Here is a 20,272-nt window from a genome sequence, read left to right as displayed (position 1 = left end):
CCAGCTTGTGAGTCCCCGCATCCGCGTCGCCGTGATCTACGGCGGACGTAGCTCCGAACACGCGATCTCGTGTGTTTCCGCAGGCAGCATCCTGCGCAACCTCGACCCGGAACGCTTCGAGGTGACCGCGGTCGGCATCACCCCGGGCGGGTCCTGGGTGCTCACCGACGGCAGGCCGGAGACGCTGGCGATCACCGACGGCAGGCTGCCCGGCGTGACAGGCGAGTCGGGCACCGAACTCGCCCTGACCGCCGACCCCGCACGCCGCGGCCAGCTGCTGTCGCTCGGCGAGGCCGCCGGCGACATCCTCGCGGCCGTCGATGTCGTCTTCCCGGTGCTGCACGGCCCCTACGGGGAGGACGGCACCATCCAGGGACTTCTGGAACTCGCGGGCATCCCGTACGTCGGGGCCGGCGTGCTGGCCAGCGCGGCGGGCATGGACAAGGAGTTCACCAAGAAGCTGTTGACCGCCGCGGGCCTGCCCGTCGGCGATCACGTCGTGCTGCGGGCCCGCGACACCACGGTGGCGCTGGAGGACCGCGAGCGCCTCGGGCTGCCGGTGTTCGTCAAACCGTCGCGCGGCGGCTCGTCGATCGGCGTCAGCCGCGTCACCAGCTGGGATCAGCTGCCCGCCGCGGTCGAGCTGGCCCGCCGCCACGACCCGAAGGTGATCGTCGAAGCCGCGATCCCCGGCCGGGAACTCGAATGCGGCGTGCTGGAATTCCCGGACGGGCACCTCGAAGCCAGCACCGTCGGCGAGATCCGGGTCGCCGGGGTGCGCGGGCGCGAGGACGGCTTCTACGACTTCGAGACGAAATACCTCGACGATGCCGCCGAACTCGACGTGCCGGCCAAGGTCGACGATGCCGTCGCCGACGAGATCCGGGCACTGGCCATCCGCGCGTTCACCGCGATCGATTGCCAGGGGCTCGCCCGCGTCGACTTCTTCCTGACCGAGAACGGGCCGGTGATCAACGAGATCAACACGATGCCCGGGTTCACCACGATCTCGATGTATCCGCAGATGTGGGCGGCCACCGGGGTCGACTACCCGACGCTGCTGGCGACGATGGTCGAGACCGCCGTCGCCCGCGGCACCGGTCTGCGCTAACCGATCGGCGCCGGCTCCGGACGGCGGGGCTCCAGGGTGTCCGCGATCGCCTTCGACAACGCCTGGATCGGCGCCGGACCCGCGCCAGGGGGCAACGTCAGCGCGACGTAGACGGGCCGGTCCACCGCGAACCACGTGCTGCGATCAGGCTCCGTGACATCGCCCACCCGGTCATTTCCCACCCCTGCTTCGCCCACCCGGTCATTTCCCACCCCTGCTTCGCCCACCCGGAACCACGAGACCGCGTCCACCACCTGCAGCGGCGCTCCGGTGACGAACTCCGCGGGCCGGTCCAGCCCGCACCGCAGGATCACCGCCTCGCCGCCGTCGGTGCGCCATGCGGCGGTCCCGGCCGGCGCCGGGTCGACGAGCGGCGCGCGTCCGTAGTCGCCCAGTTGCTCGGGCAACGCCTTCACCAGCGCCCGGCAGTCCGGGCTTTCGGCCTGCGGCGCAGGCACTCCGGTGATCGCGACGGCCTGCTGTGCCGGTGTGCGCTGAGACACCGCCGCGACGACCAGCACCGCGAGCACCGCGACGACGGCGACCACGAGCGCGGCGATCAGTGCGGCGCGCGGCGGTCCGTCTCCGGTCTGGCTGTCGTCCACACGCCAGACTCTAGGACGCGGCTTCCCGGGCGATCGGGCAGGTCAGCGTCCGGGTGATACCGGCGACCTGTTGCACGCTGGGCACCACCGTGGAACGAAGTTCCTCCAGCGACGGCGCTTCGGCGCGAACCACGACGTCATAGGGTCCGGTGACGTACTCGGCGGACAGCACACCGGACAGCCCGGCGAGCTGCTTGGCGATCACCTCGGCGCGGCCGACCTCGGTCTGGATCAGAACGAAAGCCTCCACCACGCCGTAACCCCTCCATCTGGCTGCATAGACTCCACGCCGCAGGGACCAAACGTACCGCAGGTGAAAGGAACTGACATGGCGGCCGATGACGCCGGCGCGACACTGTCGGAGCTGGGGGAGTTCGCCGTCATCGACCGGCTGGTCGCCGGCCGAAGGCAACCGGCGGGCGTCAGCGTCGGACCCGGTGACGACGCCGCCGTGGTGGCTGCCGCCGACGGAAGGACCGTGGTGTGCACCGACATGCTGGTCGAGAAGCGGCACTTCCGGCTGGACTGGTCGTCGCCGTACGACATCGGCCGAAAAGCGATCGCACAGAACGCCGCCGACATCGAGGCGATGGGTGCGCGGTCGACGGCCTTCGTGGTCGGGTTCGGCGCCCCGGCCGACAGCGCTGTCGCGGGCGCGGTCGAGTTGGCCGACGGCATGTGGCACGAGGCCGGCCTGATGGGTGCGGGCATCGTCGGCGGTGACATGGTCGCGGCACCGCAATGGGTGATCTCGGTGGCCGCGCTCGGTGATCTCGGTGGCCGCGAGCCGGTGCGGCGTGGCGGCGCGCGGCGCGGGGACACCGTTGCCGTCGCCGGGGTGCTGGGTCGCTCTGCCGCGGGATATGCGTTGTGGCGCAAAGGTATCGGTGGATTCGACGAGATCAGGCGCGGACATCTGGTGCCCGAGCCGCCATACGGGCAGGGCGCCGCTGCGGCGCGGGCCGGGGCGAGCGCGATGACCGATGTCTCGGACGGGCTGCTTGCCGATCTCGGTCACATCGCGACGGCCTCCGGCGTGCACATCGACCTGGCCGCCGAGGCACTGGGCGCGGACGTCGCCGCGGTCGCCGACGCGGCCGCCGCGGCCGGCGTCGATGCAGGCCAGTGCGTGTTCGGCGGCGGTGAGGACCATGCCCTCGTGGCCACGTTCCCCGGCCCTGTGCCGCCGGGCTGGCGCGTCATCGGCACCGTCGCGGCCGACGGTGCGGCGCGGGTCACCGTCGACGGCGCGCACTGGCGCGGAGACCCGGGCTGGCAGTCGTATTGAACCGGCTGGGCTAAGTTGGCCTCTCGTGACAGCACGTCCTCTCAACGAGTTGGTGGAGCCGGGGTGGGCTCGCGCCCTCGCGCCGGTCGAGTCCCAGGTGACGCAGATGGGGGAGTTCCTGCGCGAAGAACTGGCAGCGGGGCACACGTATCTGCCTGCGGGCCCGAACATCCTGCGGGCCTTCGGTTTCCCGCTGCAGAAGGTCAGGGTGCTGATCGTGGGGCAGGATCCGTACCCGACACCGGGACACGCGGTCGGGCTGAGCTTCTCGGTGGCCCCCGAGGTGCGGCCGCTGCCGCGCAGCCTGGACAACATCTTCAAGGAGTACTGCGAGGACCTCGGTTACCCGAAGCCGTCCACCGGGGACCTCACGCCGTGGTGCGAGCAGGGCGTGATGCTGCTGAACCGGGTGCTGACGGTGCGGCCGGGTACGCCGGCGTCACACCGCGGAAAGGGTTGGGAAGCGGTCACCGAATGCGCGATCCGGGCACTGGTGGCGCGCGGCACGCCGATGGTGGCCGTGCTGTGGGGCCGCGACGCGTCGACGCTGAAGCCGATGCTCGGGGACACGGCGACGATCGAATCGCCCCATCCGTCGCCGCTATCGGCGTCGCGGGGCTTCTTCGGCTCCCGGCCGTTCAGCCGGGCCAATGACCTGCTGACGACGGCAGGCGCCGAGCCTGTCGACTGGCGCCTGCCGTAGCGGAAGTGAAGTGGTGCTGGTCTGGCCGCGAACTAGCCGCGCGAGACCTTGCCGGCCTTCAGGCACGACGTGCACACGTTGACGCGGTGCTTGTTGCCACCGGGGCCGGACACGGCGCGCACCGACTGGATGTTCGGGTTCCACCGACGGCTGGTCCGGCGATGGGAGTGCGACACCGACTTTCCGAAGCCGGGGCCTTTCCCGCAGATCTCGCACACGGCAGCCATAGTTGAAACTCCTCGAATCGGTACTTGAAGGTCTTTGGTCGGGGTCTGGGCCCGTTCGGCCACCCTACTTACTCGGCAGGTGACGCGGACCGACCCGACAACCTGATCAGAATACCGGCCGCGGCATCGATCGCCAAAACCGCCCGAACGCGGTGGCCGGGGTGTCCACAACCTCGCCGTACGGTCTTCGGCACTGTCGGCGGCAGTGGCTAGGCTGACGCCGACGGCGGCGGCGTGTGGAGGTGAGATGTCGGCTGGACAGCTGGATGCGTCCACCCTGCGCCGCTGGGCCCATGACGCGGTGGCGGCGCTGATCAGCCACACCGACGAGATCAACCAGCTCAACGTGTTCCCGGTGGCCGATGCCGACACCGGGACGAACATGCTGTTCACGATGCGCGCGGCGTGGGCCCAGGCCGACGCCGTGACCGGGGACGACGTCACCGCGGTCGCCGCCGCGCTGGCCGCGGGCGCCCTGCGCGGGGCGCGCGGCAACTCCGGGGTGATCCTGTCGCAGATCCTGCGCGCGTTCGCGGAGGTCACCGCCGCGGCCGCCGACGAACAGGGTGGCGCGCCGGGAGACATCGGCCCGGCGCTGTTCAGCACCGCACTGCGGCACGCCGTCACCCTGGTGGTCGCGTCGATGGGCGAGCCGGTGCCGGGCACGATCGTGTCGGTGCTGCACGATGCGGCCGCCGCGGCCGAGGACGCCGTGGCAGCCGGAGCCGACCTGGCCGGGGCCGTCGACGCGAGCACCCAGGCCGCCGCGACCGCCCTGGACCGCACCGTCACCGAACTCGAGGTGCTGGCCGACGCCGGTGTCGTCGACGCGGGCGGGCGCGGTCTGCTGGTGCTGTTGGATGCGCTGACCCTGACGATCACCGGCCACAGCACCCACCGCCCGGTGTACACGCCCGCCCCGAAACCGGGGGTGCCGGCGCGGAGCGGGCCGGAGCAACCGCCGCCGCCGCGCTTCGAGGTGATGTATCTGCTCAGCGACTGCGCCGCCGAGCACATCGAGACTCTGCGCGCACGGCTCGACGAGCTCGGTGACTCGATCGCGATCGCCGCGTCGGGCTTCGGCCAGAGCGGCTCCGGCGACGGCGGCCACTACTCGGTGCATGTGCATGCCGATGACGCCGGCGCCGCGGTCGAGGCCGGCCTGGCGGTAGGCACCCTGAGCCAGATTCAGATCACGTCGCTCACCGGTGACTCCGACCGGCACGGGCCACGCAGCTGGAGCCGCGAACGGGCCGTGCTGGCCGTGGTCGACGGTGACGGCGCCGAGGACCTGTTCGTCGGAGAGGGCGCCGAGGTGCTGCGCCCCGAACCCGACGTGCCGATCAGCGCCCAACAGCTGCTGCACGCGCTGGTCAAGACCGGTGCCGGGCAGGTGATGGTGTTGCCCAACGGCTACGTCGCGGCCGAGGAGATCGTCGCCGGGTGCGCGGTGGCCTCCGACTGGGGCATCGACATGGTGCCGGTGCCCACCGGCTCGATGGTGCAGGGCCTCGCCGCGCTCGCGGTACACGACGCGCAGCGCCGTCTCGTCGACGACGGCTACACCATGGCCCGGGCGGCGGCTGCGGCCCGCTTCGGCTCGGTGCGGATCGCCGCCGAGGAGGCGCTGACCTGGGCAGGCGCCTGTAAACCCGGCGACGGCCTGGCCATCGCAGGCGACGAGGTGGTGATCGTCGGCGGCGACGTCGTCACCGCCGCGGCCGGCCTGATCGATCTGCTGCTCGCCGCCGGTGGGGAACTGGTCACCGTGCTGACCGGGGAGGCCGCCGGCGAAGACGTCGCCGCGAGGCTGGCCGACCATGTGCATCACAAGCACCTCGGCGCCGAACTGGTCACGTTCCACACCGGACACCGCGGCGACGCGCTGCTCATCGGGGTGGAATGAGATGGCCACGATCGACGACCGTCTGGACTACGTGCTCGGCAAGAAGGCCGCCGACCCCTTGGAGGAGCAGTTCGGCCTGCGCACCGTAGGTGACCTGCTGCGGTACTTCCCGCGCAAGTACAGCGATGCGATGACGGTCCGCGGTGAGGGCGAGGAACTCGACCTCGACGAGGGTGAACACGTCACGTTCGTCGATGTGATCGCCAAAGCCGAGCTCAAGTGGGCCAAGAATCAGCGGTCCCGCGAGTACCTCGTGGTCACGCTGCGCGACCGGCGGCCGAAGGTCACCGCGACGTTCTTCAACCCGAAGTATCTGAAGAAGACCCTCGTCGAAGGCACCAAGGTGATGTTGTCGGGAGAGGTCGGATACTTCCGCGGCACGATGCAGCTGACGCATCCGGCGTTCATGGTGCTCGATTCGCCGTCCGGTAAGACGTTCGGCACGAAATCGCTGACGTCGATCGCATCCACCACCGACGCCACCGGCGACGACCTGCTCGCCGAGTTCGAGAAAGACTTCTTCCCGATCTACCCGGCGAACTCGAAGGTGCAGACCTGGGACATCTACGCCTGCATCCGGCAGGCCCTCGCGGTGCTCGATCCGGTTCCCGAGACGCTGCCCGAATGGTTTGTGCGCGAACACGATCTGATGTCCGAGGACCAGGCGCTCAGGGCGGTCCACCTCAGCGCCGACGAAGCCGAACGCAACCGCGCGATCGAGCGGTTGACGTTCGACGAGGCGGTCGGTCTGCAGTGGGGGCTGGTGAGCCGCAGACACAGTGAGCTCGCGGCGTCGGGGCCGCCCGCCGCCCGCCGCGACGGCGGGCTGGTCACCCAGATGACGGCCCAGCTGCCGTTCGAACTGACCGCGGGGCAGCGCGAGGTCCTCGCGGTGATCTCCGAGGAGCTCGGCGCCACCCGGCCGATGAACCGGATGCTGCAGGGTGAGGTCGGCTCGGGCAAGACCGTCGTGTCGCTGCTGGCGATGCTGCAGATGATCGACGCGGGCTATCAGTGCGCGCTGCTCGCACCGACCGAAGTGCTTGCGGTGCAGCATGCTTCGTCGATGCGGGCGATGCTCGGTGCGCTCGCGGGCGCCGGTGAGCTCGGCGGGGCCGAGAACGCGACCCGGGTGGCGTTGCTGACCGGATCGATGTCGGCGGCGCAGAAGCGTGATGCCCGCCGGGAGATCACCTCAGGGGCGGCCGGCATCGTGATCGGCACGCATGCGCTGCTGCAGGACGCCGTCGAATTCGACAACCTCGGCATGGTGGTCGTCGACGAGCAGCACCGGTTCGGCGTCGAGCAGCGAGACCGGTTGCGGGCCAAGGCCCCGGAGGGCATCACGCCGCATCTGCTGGTGATGACGGCGACCCCGATCCCGAGGACGCTGGCGCTGACCGCCTACGGAGACCTGGAGACCTCGACGCTGCGCGAACTTCCGCGCGGGCGCCAGCCCATCAAGACGAGCACGATCTTCCAGACCCAGAAGCCGACCTGGTTGGCCAGGGCGTGGGAACGCATCAACGAGGAGGTCGCGGCCGGGCGGCAGGCCTATATCGTCGCGTCGCGCATCGACGAGGACGACGAGGACGAGAAGTCGGGCAAGGCCAAAGCCAAGAAGTCCGCCGCGAAAGGGCGCGACAGCGATGACGACGACCGGCTGCCGCCACCGGTCACGGTGGTGGAGCTCCTCGCCGGACTGCAGCGCGGCCCGCTGAAGGATCTGCGGCTCGGGCTGATGCACGGCCGGCTCTCCGGCGACGAGAAGGACGCCGTGATGAGCGCGTTCCGCGCCGGGCAGATCGACGTGCTGGTGTGCACCACGGTGATCGAGGTCGGCGTCGACGTGCCGAACGCGACCGTGATGGTGGTGATGGACGCCGACCGCTTCGGGATCAGCCAGTTGCACCAGCTGCGCGGCCGGATCGGCCGTGGAGAGCACCCCAGCCTGTGCCTGCTGGTCACCAGGCTGCCCGAGGAGTCGAAGGCGGGGCAGCGGTTGACGGCGGTCGCCGGCACCCAGGACGGCTTCGAGCTCGCCGATCTGGACCTGCGGGAGCGCAGCGAGGGAGACGTGTTGGGGCTGTACCAGTCCGGGCGCCCGATCACCCTGAAGTTCCTGTCGCTGGCCCGGCATCTCGAGGTCATCCTGGCCGCGCGGGAACTGTGCGAGACGGTCTACGAATCCGATCCGCTGGACTCCGGGATGGCGGCGCTGTCGGCGCCGTTCACCGAAGGCGACAAAGTGCAGTTCCTGGACATGTCGTGAGCCGCAAGCACACCCTGTGGCTGGCGCTCGCGGCGCTGCTCGCGGTCATCGTCGCCTACCAGACCGTCGAGCACTCCGCCCAGCGGTCCGCGCAGTACGTGGCCGACGCCGACGTGCCCACCGTCGTTCCCGGGGCCGACGTGCTGGCGGGCATCGCAGAGGTGCCCGCGCGGATCCGCGCGGGCGACTACCGGCGGGACGCGTTCGGGGATGCGTGGACCGATGACACCACCGCCCCGGGCGGGCGCAACGGCTGCGACACCCGCAACGACATCCTCGACCGGGACCTGATCGACAAGACCTATGTCGCGATCTCGCGATGTCCGGTCGCGGTGGCGACCGGTGTGCTGCTCGACCCGTACACCAACGCCGCAGTGGCATTCACCCGTGGTGCGCAGGTCGGCGCCTCGGTCCAGATCGACCACATCGTGCCGTTGGCGCTGGCGTGGGATCTGGGCGCCCGCAACTGGACTCAGGAGATGCGGGTGCGGTTCGCCAACGATCCGGCCAACCTGCTCGCCGTCGCGGGCGGGGCGAACCAGGACAAGGGAGACAAGCCCCCGGCGTTGTGGATGCCGCCGAACGGGGCGTTCCATTGCCAGTACGCGATGCAGTTCATCGAGGTGCTCCGCGGTTACGGCCTGCCGGTCGACGCGCCGTCGGCGCCCGTGCTTCGCCAGGCCGCTGAGACGTGCCCACCCGGCTGAGCCGGCTATTCGAGAAGCGACTGCCCGAGGTATCGGCCCTCGGACACCCCGGGCAGGATCGCGAACACCGCCGACCCGATGGTGGTGATCCACGGGTTGAGCGCGTCGGCTTGCGCCAGTCGCCGTTGCACGGGCACGAACTGGCGTGCGGGGTCGCGCTGGTAGACGGCGAAGATCAACCCTGAGTCGGTCGTGCCGTGCTCGGGTGGATCGTCGTAGTTGTACGCGCGCCGCAGGAACTGCTCGCCCTCGTCGCGGTGCCGGGCCAGCGCCACATGGGAATTCGGCGGAATGACCGGGATGCCGTTCTCCGATGCGTCGAGGTCCGGTTCGTCGAACTCGTCGCGGCCGGTCAACGGCGCGCCGTTGTCCAGGCGCCGTCCGACGGTCAGTTCCTTGCTGTCGCGGTCGAGTTCGTCCCACGCGTCGAGTTCCGCTCGGATCCGCCGAAGCACGAGCACGGTGCCCCCGGCGAACCACGGGTGCACCGACCCGTCATCCCAGACGTGACGCTCGAACTGCCCGGGTTCGCGCAGGTTCACGGTGCCGTCGACCTGACCCATCAGGTTGCGCATCGTCGCACCGTCGGCAGCGGCGCCCCGTGCGGTCCGGAATCCGGTCTGCCGCCACCGCACCGCCGTCATCGCGCGGACGTTCTTGAGCAGCACCCGTGCGGCGTGCGCGACGACCATCGGGTCGTCGGCGCAGATCTGCAGCAGGATGTCGCCACCGCACCAGCGCGGCTCCAACCGGTCGGTGCGGAACCCGGGCAGTTCGTCGACCGGGCACCGATGCCGCAGCCCGATCCGGTCGAATCCACTGGGCCCGATCCCGACGGTCACGGTCAGACGCGCCGGCCGGTGGGCGAGTTCGGGTTCGGTGTCGGCCAGCGCCGGCTCGCCGCGCGTCAGCCTCGCCGCGTCGGTGCTCCACAACTTCAGGACCGCCGCCAGCGTGTCCCGGGCCGACCGGGCCTCGTCCGGCACCAGGTCCAGTGCGACGAACAGCGCGTGCGCCTGGGGAGCCGTCGCGACACCCGCCTGGTTCGCGCCGTGGAACGGCACCGTGTCTGCCCCGAACTCCGTTGCCGGCGAAGCGGATTGCGCGGAGCCGCACTGGGTGAGCACGGATGCGGCCGCCACGGCGGCGCCTCCGGTGAAGAGGCGCCGCCGGTTGACCGTCCAGCGGTCGTCAGCCATGGCCGTGCCCGCCGGGCGCGTACTCTTCGTCGGCGCCGACGAAGTCCCGTACCTGAGCGGTGACCGGAAGCCGCGTGCCGTCGGCGAAGATCACCGTGACGGACACGTCGTCGCCGGGTCGAAGCGGCGCCGTCAGATCCATCAGCATCAGATGATCGCCGCCGGGGGACAACTCGTGCGAACCGCCGGCCGGGATCGTGATGCCGCCGAGTTTGGGACGCATCGTCGCAACTCCGTCCGGACCGGCGGCCACCTCGTGGACCTCGACCCGGCCTGCGGCAGGTGAATCCCCGCCGATCACGACCGCATCCCGATCTCCGCCATTCGTCAGCCTGCCGAACATCGCCGTCATGCCGGTATCGGCCGCGGCTGCCCACGGATCCTCGACGGTCACGGCCGCCGGGGTCGGGGATCCGCCGTCGCCGCCCGCGGCGCACCCGGTGAGCATCACCGCGGCTGCCACGATCAGGGCTGTGATCCTGTTGTCACGCATCATTGTTCTCCTTCCTCCGCTTGGCCGCGGCCAGCGTGAGATCGACGACGAGGAACGCCACCAGCGACACTCCCAGCAGCGGCAGGAACCATCCGACCGCGACGGCCGCGGCGACGATCCCGGCCCGCGCAGGGACGGACAGACGCCCGAATCCGCCGCGCAGCGGTGCTCTGCCCACCGCCCAGTCGGATCCACGAGTGGGCCTGCGCTGCCACCACATCCGATAGCCGCGCACGATCACCGTGAGGAGTCCGACCGCGACGGCGAGCAGCAACGCCTGGTTCAGCCAGCCGAACAGGAAGCCCATGTGCGCACGGATGCCCCAGTCGGCGAGCTTGGCCATCGTCGAGTAATCACGGCGGTAGTCGACCACCGAGGTGACGCCGAGATCGCCGGGATCCACTGCCGCGGCGTTGGTGGTCCACCGGTACGGCCTGTCGATCTCGGTGACGGTGACGGCCTCGCCGTGGGCGGCGGGCAGGGTGAGCTCGACCGGACTGCGTACCCCGGCATCGGCGGCTGCAGCCAGCACGCCCGAGTAGTCGACCGACGCCGCATCGACGCCCGGCTGCGTCACCGGGCCACCGTGTCCGGCGTGCCCACCGGCTCCGGCGATCACGGTATCCAGTTGTGGCCGCTGCCAATTCATGGCGGCTCTGAGGTCGCTGACATGTGCGCCGGCGTAGGTCGACCAGGTGATCCCGGTCGCCGACAGGAACAGCAACCCGGCCAGCAGCCAGACCCCGGTCGCGCCGTGCCAACTCAGCGTCCTGGAGCGGCCGCGGGCAGTGCGATCCGGCATCACCACGCGGTGCATGCGTCCGTCGCGGTGGTCTCGGGCGGACCTGATCAGCCACAACCACAGCCCGCCCAGCGCCACCACCCACAGCCACGACGCCGCGAGTTCGCTGTAGAGGCGGCCCGGCTCACCGAGGTTGAGATGGCGGTGCAACCCGTCGAGCCAGGTGCTCACCGGCAGGTATCCCAGCCAGGTCTGCTCGTCGCCGAGCACCCGGCCGGTGTACGGATCGACGAACACCGCGCGCAGCAGGTCGTCACCGAGGGCGGGGTCGGCGAAATAGACACGGGTGGAGTCCGCGGGCTCGGCGGGGGGCCGCAGACCGGTCATCGTCAGCTGCGGGAACGCCGCCCGGGCCGCGGCCACCTGCTCCTGCAGAGGCAGCGCCGCGGGTGCGGGTGGCACCGACAGCAGGTCGCGGTACACCACTCGCTCGATCGTCGGCGCCGCCGCGTACAGCGCTCCGGTGACCGCGGCGACCGCGAGGAACGGCCCGATCAGGATGCCGGCGTAGAAGTGCAGGCGCACCAGCAGCGCCCGCCGATGGTGCGGTGGGGGTGGCGCGTGCCGCGCAGGTACTGCGGCAGCGTGGGTTTGATGGATGTCATCGGGAATGGTCATGGGGGAATGAGCCTTTGGGGACGAGAAAGACGGGGTCGGCGACACAGGCCGACAGGGGATGCCGTCAGCGCGCGAGGGCGCGGCGGCGCAGGCACGACGGCCACGACGGCACGTCGTGGTCCGGTGAGAGTGTGGTGACGGGTAGGTCCGTCAGACGGCGGCAGGCGCCGGGGGAGCCCGCATACCGAGCCCGGTGGTCAGAACGGGCCGGGCGACAACGACTTTCGTGACGTGGCGGCGTACCCGTACGGTGGGCCGGCCCCCGCGCAGTGCGAACAGGCGCAGCCAGCACAGCACCGACGCGCAGACCGCGTACAGGTACTCCACGGCCGCGATTGCGGCCCCGAGCAGCACCGCGGCGCCGAGATGGGCAGCCAGCATCGCTGCGCCGGGGGTCAGGTCGACGGACGCATGGTGATGGCCCGTGACCGAAAGCGCCAGGTGGCCGAGGTATTGGGCGGCGAACAGCGCCGCGGTGGGCGCGGCCCAGCGCGCCACGTGTCCGTCGGTGCGGGGCCGGCATGACACCGCACCGACCGTCGCGCACAGCAGCAGGGCCAGCACCAGCGCGCTGCCCTGCGGGAGCATGCCTCCCGCCGCGGCGTGCGCACCCAGGGTGGTGACCGCCGAAGACACCCCGACCAGGGTGCCGCGCACCCACCGTGCGCGGGTCTTCGGCGGCGTGGGCATGGATCGGGTCAGGCGCCGGTGTAGGTCTCGGGGTCCGGACGGAACCGGGTGCCGTCGTCGAGCCCGTTGAGCGTCGCCATCTCCGCGTCGGTCAGTTCGAAGCCGAACACGTCGAAGTTCGACGCGATGCGTTCCGGCGACGACGACCGCGGGATGACGATGTTGCCCAGCTGCAGGCTCCACCGGATCAGCACCTGCGCGGGCGTCCTGCCGTGCGCTTCGGCGATCGGGGTGACCGCGGGGTGGCTGAGCAGGTTGCCGACGCCGAGCGGGCCGTAGGCCTCGGTGGCGATGCCGTGTTCGGCATTGACGGCTCGCAGCGCGGCCTGGTTCAGCAGCGGGTGCAACTCGATCTGGTTCACCGCGGGGGTGAAGAACGACAGCCCGATCAGGTCGTCGAGGTGGTGCTCGTGGAAGTTGGCCACACCGATCGAGCGGGCGAGGCCGATCTCCTTGAGCTTCATCATCCCGCCCCAGCTGTCGACGTACTTGCCCTGCTCGCCGGCGGGCCAGTGGATCAGGAACAGGTCCACGTAGTCCAGCCCCAGCCGCTCCAGGCTGACCCGGATCGCGTCCTGGGCGGACTGGAAACCCAGGTCTTCGGGCGCCAGCTTGGTGGTGATGAACAGTTCGTCGCGGGGGATACCCGATGCGGCGACGGCGCGCCCGACCGCGGCCTCGTTGCCGTACGCCGACGCGGTGTCGATCAGCCGATAACCGGTCTCCAGCGCCGCGGAGACGGCCTGTTCGGTTTCTGTCTCAGACAACTCACCCACACCGAGGCCGATGACCGGCATGGTGTTGTCGTCGTTGAGTGTGACGGTGGGGATAGCTGCCGCCGACGTCATGTCACCTTCTTTTCTGAAGTGGAATGCTGGCGAAGACCATATCCGTTGGCTCTTTCGATTACAGGTTGCACCCACCCCCGGCCGATACGCCACCCGGCACGCCGACCACCGACAGGAGTTCCCGATGACCCAGGTGACTGCGAGTCCCGCCTCCAGAACGTCGCGACGGCGCGGCGGCCGGGCGGCCGAGCGAGCGCTCACCACGATCTCGGGGGTCACGCTGCGCGCGCTACCGCGCATCCCTGACCGGGTGAAACGCCTGATGCTGGGCGGTCGTACGACCACTGTCGACGGCAACACCCTCGACACCACGCTGCAGCTGATGCTGACCGGCCAGCAGATGTTCGGCCTCGACGGGCTCGTCGCCGACGACGACCCCGTCGTCGCCCGCGCCCAGCTGGACGTGCTGGCGGCCGGTTTCAAAAAACACATCCCGGTCGCGTCGGTGACCAACCTCACCGTCGCCGGTGCGGACGGGCCGATCAACGCCCGGCACTACCGCACCGACGCCGAGGACGCCGCGCTGCTCGTGTTCTTCCACGGCGGCGGTCACGTGATCGGCAGCATCGACAGCCACGACGACCTGTGCCGCGAGATCTGCCGGTCCGCGCGCATCCACGTGCTGTCCGTGGACTACCGGCTGGCCCCCGAACACAAGGCTCCCGCCGGTGCGCAGGACGCCTACGCCGCCTACCTGTGGGCGCGGGAACACGCCGCCGAGCTCGGCGCCGACCCGGACCGCATCGCGGTGGGCGGGGACAGCGCGGGCGGCAACCTGTCGGCGGTGCTGACGCAGCGCGCCCGCGACGAGGGCGTGCCGCAACCGGCGCTGCAGGTGCTGCTCTACCCGGCCACCGAGGTCGGCATCGAGACCCGGTCGCAGACGCTGTTCGCCGACGGCTTCTTCCTGACCGCGCGCGATATGGACTGGTTCATGTCGCAGTTCCTCGACGACAGCGGCGTCGAGGCGACCGACCCGCGGGTATCGCCGTTGCGCGCCCCCGATCTGTCCGGGCTGGCGCCGGCGCTGGTGGTCACGGCGGGCTTCGACCCGCTGCGCGACGAAGGCCGGCTCTATGCCGAGGCCCTGCGCGCGGCGGGCACTCCCGTCGACTACCGCGAGTACGGCAGCGTCGTGCACGGTTTCGCGAACTTCTTCCCGCTCGGCGGGGACAGCGCGACCGCCACCGCCGACTTCATCTCCGCGATCCGCGCGCATCTGACCCGCACCGGCTAAGCCGTCCCGGCCGCGCCGGTAATGTGTCACCCGTGGCCACCAAACCCAAGAAGAACGCGCGTTACGACCTGAAAGCAGCGGACCGTAAGCGCAACCTGCTCATCCAGATCGGTCTGACCGCGGTCGTCGTGCTGTTCGCGGTCGCGTTGGTGCTCTACATCGTGGCCTCGGCTGACGACAAGCCCACCGCCGGGGAGTCCCGCGGGATCCGGGTCGAGGCGGCCAGTGTGATCAAGAAAGAGGGCACCGACGAGCCCAAGGCGGTCCTGAGCATGTACGAGGACTTCCTGTGCCCGCACTGCGGCGCGTTCGAGCAACAGTTCGGCCCCACCATCTCCAAGATGATCGACTCGGGCGCCATCGCCGCCGACTACTACATGGTCGGCATCCTGGACCGCCCGCAGAACCAGAACTACCCGGCCCGCGCCGGCGGCGCGGCGTACTGCGTGGCCGATTCCTCCGTCGACGCGTTCCGCCGATTCCACGCGGCGCTGTACGCACAGCAGCCCAGCGAGACCGGCTCGGCCTACCCGGACAACGCCCGGCTGATCGAGATCGCCCGCCAGTCCGGCGTGGCCGGCGACCAGGTCTCCGAGTGCATCAACAAGGGCACCTACGTCGACATGGTCGGCGGATTGGCCAAGGCCACGGGCATCCAGTCCACCCCGTCGGTGCGGATCAACGGTGAGGACTACCAGTACTCCACACCGGACGCGCTGGTCGCCAAGATCAAGGAGATCGTCGGCGACGTGCCCGGCCTCGAGGCCGCGCCGCCCGCACCCGCGCCCCAACCCGCGCCCGCATCATGACCGCCACCGCGGCCGACTCGATCCAGCACACCGGTCCGTCGGACGGTGAGCCGACGGAGGCCGCGGTCGCCCGCAGCAGTGCGCTGTGGGTGCTCATCGCCGGGATCGCCGGGCTCGCCGCCGCGTTGACGCTGACGATCGAGAAGATCGAACTGCTGATCAACCCGGACTACGTGCCGTCCTGCAGCATCAACCCGGTGCTGTCCTGCGGCTCGGTGATGATCACCCCGCAGGCGTCGCTGTTCGGGTTCCCGAACCCGCTGATCGGCATCGTCGCGTTCACCGTCGTGGTGGTGACCGGCGTGCTGGCCCTGGCCCGGGTGAACCTGCCGCGGTGGTACTGGGCCGGCCTGGCGGCCGGGACACTGCTCGGCGCGGTGTTCGTGCACTGGCTGATCTTCCAGAGCCTGTACCGCATCGGCGCGCTGTGCCCGTACTGCATGGTGGTGTGGGCCGTGACGATACCGCTGTTGGTGGTCACGACCTCGATCGTGGCGGCCCCGCAGCGCAGCGGCAGCGCGGTGCTGCGCACCCTGCACACCTGGCGCTGGTCGCTGGTGACGCTGTGGTTCACCGCGGTGGTGTTGCTGATCCTCGAACGGTTCTGGAACTACTGGTCGACACTTCTGTGATCAACACCGCCTGGCGGCACGCGCAATCACAGCGTTGAGTCCGGCGGTGTGAGAAAGACCAGCAAGGTTAAGGTGAACCGTGGCCGGTCGGATAACCAAAGTCCTTGTCGCCAACCGCGGTGAGATCGCGATCCGCGCGTTCCGCGCGGCCTACGAGATGGACATCGCGACGGTGGCGGTCTACCCGTACGAGGACCGCAACTCGCTGCACCGTCTCAAGGCCGACGAGTCGTACCAGATCGGCGACGTCGGTCATCCTGTGCGCGCCTACCTGTCGGTCGACGAGATCATGCGGGTCGCGCTGGAGGCCGGTGCCGACGCGGTGTATCCCGGGTACGGCTTCCTGTCGGAGAACCCCGAGCTGGCGGCCGCGTGCGCGTCGGCGGGCATCACGTTCGTCGGGCCCAGCGCCCACGTCCTCGAGCTGACCGGCAACAAGGCGCGCGCGATCGCGGCGGCCCGTTCGGCGGGCCTGCCCGTGCTGGCGTCCTCCGCACCGTCGGCGTCGGTCGACGAACTCGTCGAAGCCGCGCGTGACATGGAGTTCCCGCTGTTCGTCAAGGCCGTCTCCGGCGGCGGCGGGCGCGGGATGCGGCGGGTGGAGGAGCGCGACGGGCTGGCCGAGTCCGTGGAAGCGGCCAGCCGCGAGGCCGAGTCGGCCTTCGGCGACCCGACCGTCTACCTCGAGCAGGCCGTCCTGAACCCGCGCCACATCGAGGTGCAGATCCTCGCCGACTCCACCGGCAACGTGATGCACCTGTTCGAGCGTGACTGCAGCGTGCAGAGACGGCACCAGAAGGTCATCGAGCTCGCCCCGGCCCCGAACCTCTCCGAGGATCTGCGGCAGCGGATCTGCGCCGACGCGGTCGCGTTCGCCCGCGAGATCGACTACACCTGCGCGGGCACGGTGGAGTTCCTGCTCGACGAGCGCGGCCACCACGTGTTCATCGAGTGCAACCCGCGCATCCAGGTCGAGCACACGGTCACCGAGGAGATCACCGACGTCGACCTGGTGGCCAGCCAGCTGCGCATCGCGTCCGGGGAGACGCTGGCCGATCTGGGACTGAGCCAGGACATGTTGACGGCGCCACGAGGATTCGCGTTGCAGTGCCGCATCACCACCGAGGATCCCGCCAACGGCTTCCGCCCCGACACCGGGCGGATCACCGCCTACCGCTCGCCCGGCGGCGCCGGGATCCGGCTCGACGGCGGTGCCGTGCTCGGCGGCGAGATCGGCGCGCATTTCGACTCGATGCTGGTCAAACTGACCTGCCGCGGCCGCGATTTCGCCACGGCGGCGGCCCGGGCGCACCGGGCGCTGGCCGAGTTCCGTGTCCGCGGGGTCACGACGAACATCCCGTTCCTGCAGGCCGTCATCGATGACCCCGATTTCCGGGCCGGGAAGGTGACCACGTCGTTCATCGACCAGCGGCCCCACCTGCTCACCTCGCACACCCCCGCCGACCGCGGCACCAAGATCCTGAACTACCTCGCCGACGTCACCGTGAATCAGCCGCACGGCCCGCGCCCGTCGACGGTGTATCCGCAGGACAAGCTGCCCCAGATCGACCTCAACACGATGCCGCCGCGCGGGAGCAAGCATCTGCTCTCCGAGGTCGGGCCGGAGGCGTTCGCCCGGTGGATGCGGGAGTCGAAGTCGGTCGGCGTGACCGACACCACCTTCCGCGACGCGCATCAGTCGCTGCTGGCGACCCGGATCAGGACGTCCGGGATGTTGATGGTCGCGCCGTACGTCGCCCGGATGACCCCGCAGCTGCTGTCCATCGAATGTTGGGGCGGCGCAACGTATGACGTCGCGCTGCGGTTCCTCAAGGAGGATCCGTGGGAGCGGCTGGCCGCGCTGCGCGAGGCGGTGCCCAACATCTGCCTGCAGATGCTGCTGCGCGGTCGCAACACCGTCGGCTACACGCCGTACCCGGAGTCGGTGACCCATGCGTTCGTGCAGGAGGCGACGGCCACCGGGATCGACATCTACCGGATCTTCGACGCGCTCAACAACGTCGACTCGATGCGCCCCGCCATCGACGCGGTGCGGGAAACCGGTACGGCCGTCGCCGAAGTCGCGATGTCCTACACCGGGGACCTGTCGGACCCGGCGGAGAACCTCTACACGCTCGACTACTACCTGAAGCTGGCCGAGCAGATCGTCGAGGCCGGTGCGCACGTGCTCGGCATCAAGGACATGGCGGGCCTGCTGCGCCCGCAGGCGGCGGCCACCCTCGTCGGGGCGCTGCGCAGCCGTTTCGACCTGCCGGTGCACGTGCACACCCACGACACCCCCGGCGGGCAGCTCGCGACCTACCTGACGGCCTGGCAGGCCGGCGCCAGTGCGGTCGACGGAGCCTCCGCACCGCTGGCCGGCACCACCAGCCAGCCCGCGCTGAGTTCGATCGTCGCCGCGACCGCGCACACCGAATTCGACACCGGGCTGTCCCTCGGGGCGGTCTGCGACCTGGAGCCGTACTGGGAGGCGCTGCGAAAGGTCTACGCCCCCTTCGATGTTGCGGCGGCGGGCCCGACCACGCCGACGGGACGGGTGTACCACCACGAGATTCCGGGCGGCCAGCTGTCGAATCTTCGCCAGCAGGCGATCGCGCTGGGGCTCGGGGACCGCTTCGAGCAGATCGAGGCCAGCTACGCGGCCGCCGACCGGATCCTGGGCAGGTTGGTCAAGGTCACGCCGTCGTCGAAGGTGGTCGGTGACCTCGCGCTGGCGCTGGTCGGTGCCGGCGTGTCCGCCGACGAATTCGCGGCCGACCCCGAGCGATTCGACATCCCCGATTCGGTGATCGGGTTCCTGCGCGGAGAACTCGGCGACCCGCCCGGCGGCTGGCCGGAACCGTTGCGGTCCAAGGCGCTCGCCGGCCGCGCACCGGCCAAGCGGCAGGCCGACGTGTCCGCCGAGGACGCCGAGGCACTCGCCGAACCGGGCCCGAAACGGCAGGCGACGCTGAATCGGCTCCTTTTCCCGGGTCCCACAAAGGAATTCGAGGCGCATCGAGAGCAGTACGGGGACACCTCGAGCCTGTCGGCCAACCAGTTCTTCTACGGGTTGCGGCACGGCGACGAACACCGGGTCACCCTCGAACGCGGAGTCGAGTTGCTGATCGGGCTGGAGGCGATCTCCGACGCCGACGAACGCGGGATGCGTACCGTGATGTGCATCCTCAACGGCCAGCTTCGCCCGGTGGTGGTCCGGGACCGCAGCGTGGCCAGCGATGTCCCCGCCGCCGAGAAGGCCGATCGCACCAACCCCGACCACGTCGCCGCACCGTTCGCGGGCGTGGTCACCGTCAACGTCGCCGAGGGCGACAAGGTCGAATCCGGGCAGGCCATCGCGACGATCGAGGCGATGAAGATGGAGGCGGCGATCACCGCGCCGAAGGCCGGCACCGTCGGCCGTGTCGCGGTCAGCGCCACCGCCCAGGTCGAGGGTGGAGACCTACTGGTGGTGATCGGTTCGGGCGGCGCCGCCGTCTCCGGCGACACGTCCGGGGAGTCGTCCTGACCCGGATTGTCGCGGGCTCCTTCGGGGGCCGCCGGATCACCGTGCCCCAGCAGAAGTCCGGCCGCGGCACCCGCCCGACCACCGATCGGGTGCGCGAGGCACTGTTCAACCTGTTGGCCGCCCGTATCGACTTCACCGGCATCAGCGTCGTCGACCTGTTCGCCGGCTCCGGTGCGCTCGGCCTCGAGGCGCTGTCCCGCGGCGCCCGGTCGGTGCTGTTCGTCGAATCCGATCCACGTGCGGTCGCGACGATCGAACGCAACGTCGCGGAATTGGGTGCGCGCGGTGCCACGGTGCGTCGCGGCAGCGTCGCCACGGTGCTGGCCGGGGGTGCGTCGCGGCCGGTGGACCTGGTGCTCGCCGACCCGCCCTACGAGGTCGATTCGGCCCAGATCGCCGAGTTGATCGACACGCTGGGCGCCGCGGGTTGGACCACGGCGGGCACCGTCGCGGTGGTGGAACGCCCCGCGTCCGCCCCCGAGATCGCGTGGCCGGACACCTGGGCGGCGTGGAAGCCGCGCCGGTACGGGGACACCCGGCTGGAGATGGCTTCGGTCAGCGACTGACCGAAGACGGCGGGGTCAGCGACTGACCGA

At 70.4% G+C, this 20,272-nt stretch carries 19 protein-coding genes; 11 read left to right on the top strand and 8 right to left on the bottom strand.

Features of this window, described 5'->3' with window-relative positions; translation table 11 throughout:
- The first annotated feature begins 7 nt into the window (after nucleotides 1-7).
- Nucleotides 8-1,111 (top strand): D-alanine--D-alanine ligase family protein, encoded by a 1,104-nt coding sequence (locus NTM_RS25165; protein WP_104864695.1) that lies wholly within the window; start codon nucleotides 8-10, stop codon nucleotides 1,109-1,111.
- Here NTM_RS25165 and NTM_RS25160 read toward each other — a convergent pair.
- Nucleotides 1,108-1,716, bottom strand: a complete 609-nt coding sequence (locus NTM_RS25160) for a DUF3515 domain-containing protein (RefSeq protein WP_163768820.1) — start codon at nucleotides 1,714-1,716, stop codon at nucleotides 1,108-1,110. The genes NTM_RS25165 and NTM_RS25160 overlap by 4 nt on opposite strands.
- A gap of 10 nt (nucleotides 1,717-1,726) precedes the next feature.
- The gene (locus NTM_RS25155; protein WP_104864697.1) at nucleotides 1,727-1,969 is read right to left on the bottom strand and encodes an Lrp/AsnC ligand binding domain-containing protein; all 243 of its coding nucleotides are present in this window, start codon (nucleotides 1,967-1,969) and stop codon (nucleotides 1,727-1,729) included.
- A 75-nt stretch (nucleotides 1,970-2,044) separates the two neighbouring features.
- On the opposite strand from NTM_RS25155, the gene NTM_RS25150 reads away from it, so the two are divergent.
- Both NTM_RS25150 and NTM_RS25145 read left to right on the top strand, forming a co-directional pair.
- Nucleotides 2,045-3,004 (top strand): thiamine-phosphate kinase, encoded by a 960-nt coding sequence (locus NTM_RS25150; RefSeq protein WP_163768818.1) that lies wholly within the window; start codon nucleotides 2,045-2,047, stop codon nucleotides 3,002-3,004.
- Between the two features lie 25 nt (nucleotides 3,005-3,029).
- Complete coding sequence (locus NTM_RS25145; RefSeq protein ID WP_163768816.1) at nucleotides 3,030-3,707, top strand: uracil-DNA glycosylase; 678 nt, start codon at nucleotides 3,030-3,032, stop codon at nucleotides 3,705-3,707.
- A gap of 32 nt (nucleotides 3,708-3,739) precedes the next feature.
- Here the strand turns inward: NTM_RS25145 and rpmB are convergent, their stop codons facing one another.
- On the bottom strand, nucleotides 3,740-3,934 hold the full coding sequence (rpmB, locus tag NTM_RS25140; protein WP_104864700.1) for a 50S ribosomal protein L28: 195 nt from the start codon (nucleotides 3,932-3,934) through the stop codon (nucleotides 3,740-3,742).
- 247 nt (nucleotides 3,935-4,181) lie between these two features.
- Here rpmB and NTM_RS25135 point away from each other — a divergent pair, with 247 nt between their 5' ends.
- Genes NTM_RS25135 through NTM_RS25125 form a run of 3 tightly spaced genes read left to right on the top strand, consistent with a single transcriptional unit; the run spans nucleotide 4,182 to nucleotide 8,819 of the window.
- Nucleotides 4,182-5,840: a fatty acid kinase ATP-binding subunit FakA gene (locus tag NTM_RS25135; protein ID WP_163768815.1), complete on the top strand. Its 1,659-nt coding sequence runs from the start codon at nucleotides 4,182-4,184 to the stop codon at nucleotides 5,838-5,840.
- Nucleotide 5,841: 1 nt separating this feature from the next.
- On the top strand, nucleotides 5,842-8,112 hold the full coding sequence (recG, locus tag NTM_RS25130) for an ATP-dependent DNA helicase RecG (protein ID WP_163768813.1): 2,271 nt from the start codon (nucleotides 5,842-5,844) through the stop codon (nucleotides 8,110-8,112).
- Nucleotides 8,109-8,819 carry an HNH endonuclease family protein gene (locus NTM_RS25125; protein WP_104864703.1) on the top strand — a complete coding sequence of 237 codons (711 nt, stop codon included), beginning with the start codon at nucleotides 8,109-8,111 and terminating at the stop codon, nucleotides 8,817-8,819. Before recG ends, NTM_RS25125 begins: the two co-directional genes overlap by 4 nt.
- 5 nt (nucleotides 8,820-8,824) lie before the next feature.
- On the opposite strand, the gene NTM_RS25120 is transcribed toward NTM_RS25125, so the two are convergent.
- The 5 genes from NTM_RS25120 to NTM_RS25100 all read right to left on the bottom strand — a co-directional run bounded on the left by NTM_RS25120 (nucleotide 8,825) and on the right by NTM_RS25100 (nucleotide 13,469).
- On the bottom strand, nucleotides 8,825-10,018 hold the full coding sequence (locus NTM_RS25120; RefSeq protein ID WP_163768811.1) for a Dyp-type peroxidase: 1,194 nt from the start codon (nucleotides 10,016-10,018) through the stop codon (nucleotides 8,825-8,827).
- Nucleotides 10,011-10,511 (bottom strand): copper chaperone PCu(A)C, encoded by a 501-nt coding sequence (locus NTM_RS25115; protein ID WP_163768809.1) that lies wholly within the window; start codon nucleotides 10,509-10,511, stop codon nucleotides 10,011-10,013. Before NTM_RS25115 ends, NTM_RS25120 begins: the two co-directional genes overlap by 8 nt.
- Entirely contained in the window at nucleotides 10,504-11,931 is a 1,428-nt protein-coding gene (locus NTM_RS25110; protein WP_163768807.1) for a PepSY-associated TM helix domain-containing protein, read from the bottom strand. The genes NTM_RS25115 and NTM_RS25110 overlap by 8 nt, the downstream gene beginning before the upstream one ends.
- A gap of 150 nt (nucleotides 11,932-12,081) precedes the next feature.
- On the bottom strand, nucleotides 12,082-12,621 hold the full coding sequence (locus NTM_RS25105; protein ID WP_163768806.1) for a hypothetical protein: 540 nt from the start codon (nucleotides 12,619-12,621) through the stop codon (nucleotides 12,082-12,084).
- Nucleotides 12,622-12,629: 8 nt separating this feature from the next.
- Nucleotides 12,630-13,469 carry an aldo/keto reductase gene (locus NTM_RS25100; protein WP_104864707.1) on the bottom strand — a complete coding sequence of 280 codons (840 nt, stop codon included), beginning with the start codon at nucleotides 13,467-13,469 and terminating at the stop codon, nucleotides 12,630-12,632.
- A 124-nt stretch (nucleotides 13,470-13,593) separates the two neighbouring features.
- On the opposite strand from NTM_RS25100, the gene NTM_RS25095 reads away from it, so the two are divergent.
- The 5 genes from NTM_RS25095 (at nucleotide 13,594) to rsmD (ending at nucleotide 20,242) form a co-directional block, all read left to right on the top strand.
- A complete protein-coding gene (locus NTM_RS25095) occupies nucleotides 13,594-14,706 on the top strand; it encodes an alpha/beta hydrolase (protein ID WP_163768804.1) in 1,113 nt (370 codons plus the stop codon).
- A 32-nt stretch (nucleotides 14,707-14,738) separates the two neighbouring features.
- Complete coding sequence (locus tag NTM_RS25090; RefSeq protein ID WP_104864709.1) at nucleotides 14,739-15,515, top strand: DsbA family protein; 777 nt, start codon at nucleotides 14,739-14,741, stop codon at nucleotides 15,513-15,515.
- Nucleotides 15,512-16,147 (top strand): vitamin K epoxide reductase family protein, encoded by a 636-nt coding sequence (locus NTM_RS25085; RefSeq protein ID WP_163768802.1) that lies wholly within the window; start codon nucleotides 15,512-15,514, stop codon nucleotides 16,145-16,147. Before NTM_RS25090 ends, NTM_RS25085 begins: the two co-directional genes overlap by 4 nt.
- Before the next feature lie 79 nt (nucleotides 16,148-16,226).
- Complete coding sequence (locus NTM_RS25080; protein ID WP_163768800.1) at nucleotides 16,227-19,676, top strand: pyruvate carboxylase; 3,450 nt, start codon at nucleotides 16,227-16,229, stop codon at nucleotides 19,674-19,676.
- The gene (rsmD, locus tag NTM_RS25075; protein ID WP_163769621.1) at nucleotides 19,673-20,242 is read left to right on the top strand and encodes a 16S rRNA (guanine(966)-N(2))-methyltransferase RsmD; all 570 of its coding nucleotides are present in this window, start codon (nucleotides 19,673-19,675) and stop codon (nucleotides 20,240-20,242) included. The genes NTM_RS25080 and rsmD overlap by 4 nt, the downstream gene beginning before the upstream one ends.
- The last annotated feature ends 30 nt before the right edge of the window (nucleotides 20,243-20,272 follow it).

Source organism: Mycolicibacterium parafortuitum (genome assembly GCF_010725485.1).
In the GTDB taxonomy this organism is placed as follows: Bacteria; Actinomycetota; Actinomycetes; order Mycobacteriales; family Mycobacteriaceae; genus Mycobacterium.
This window is presented reverse-complemented; position numbering and strand designations above follow the sequence as displayed.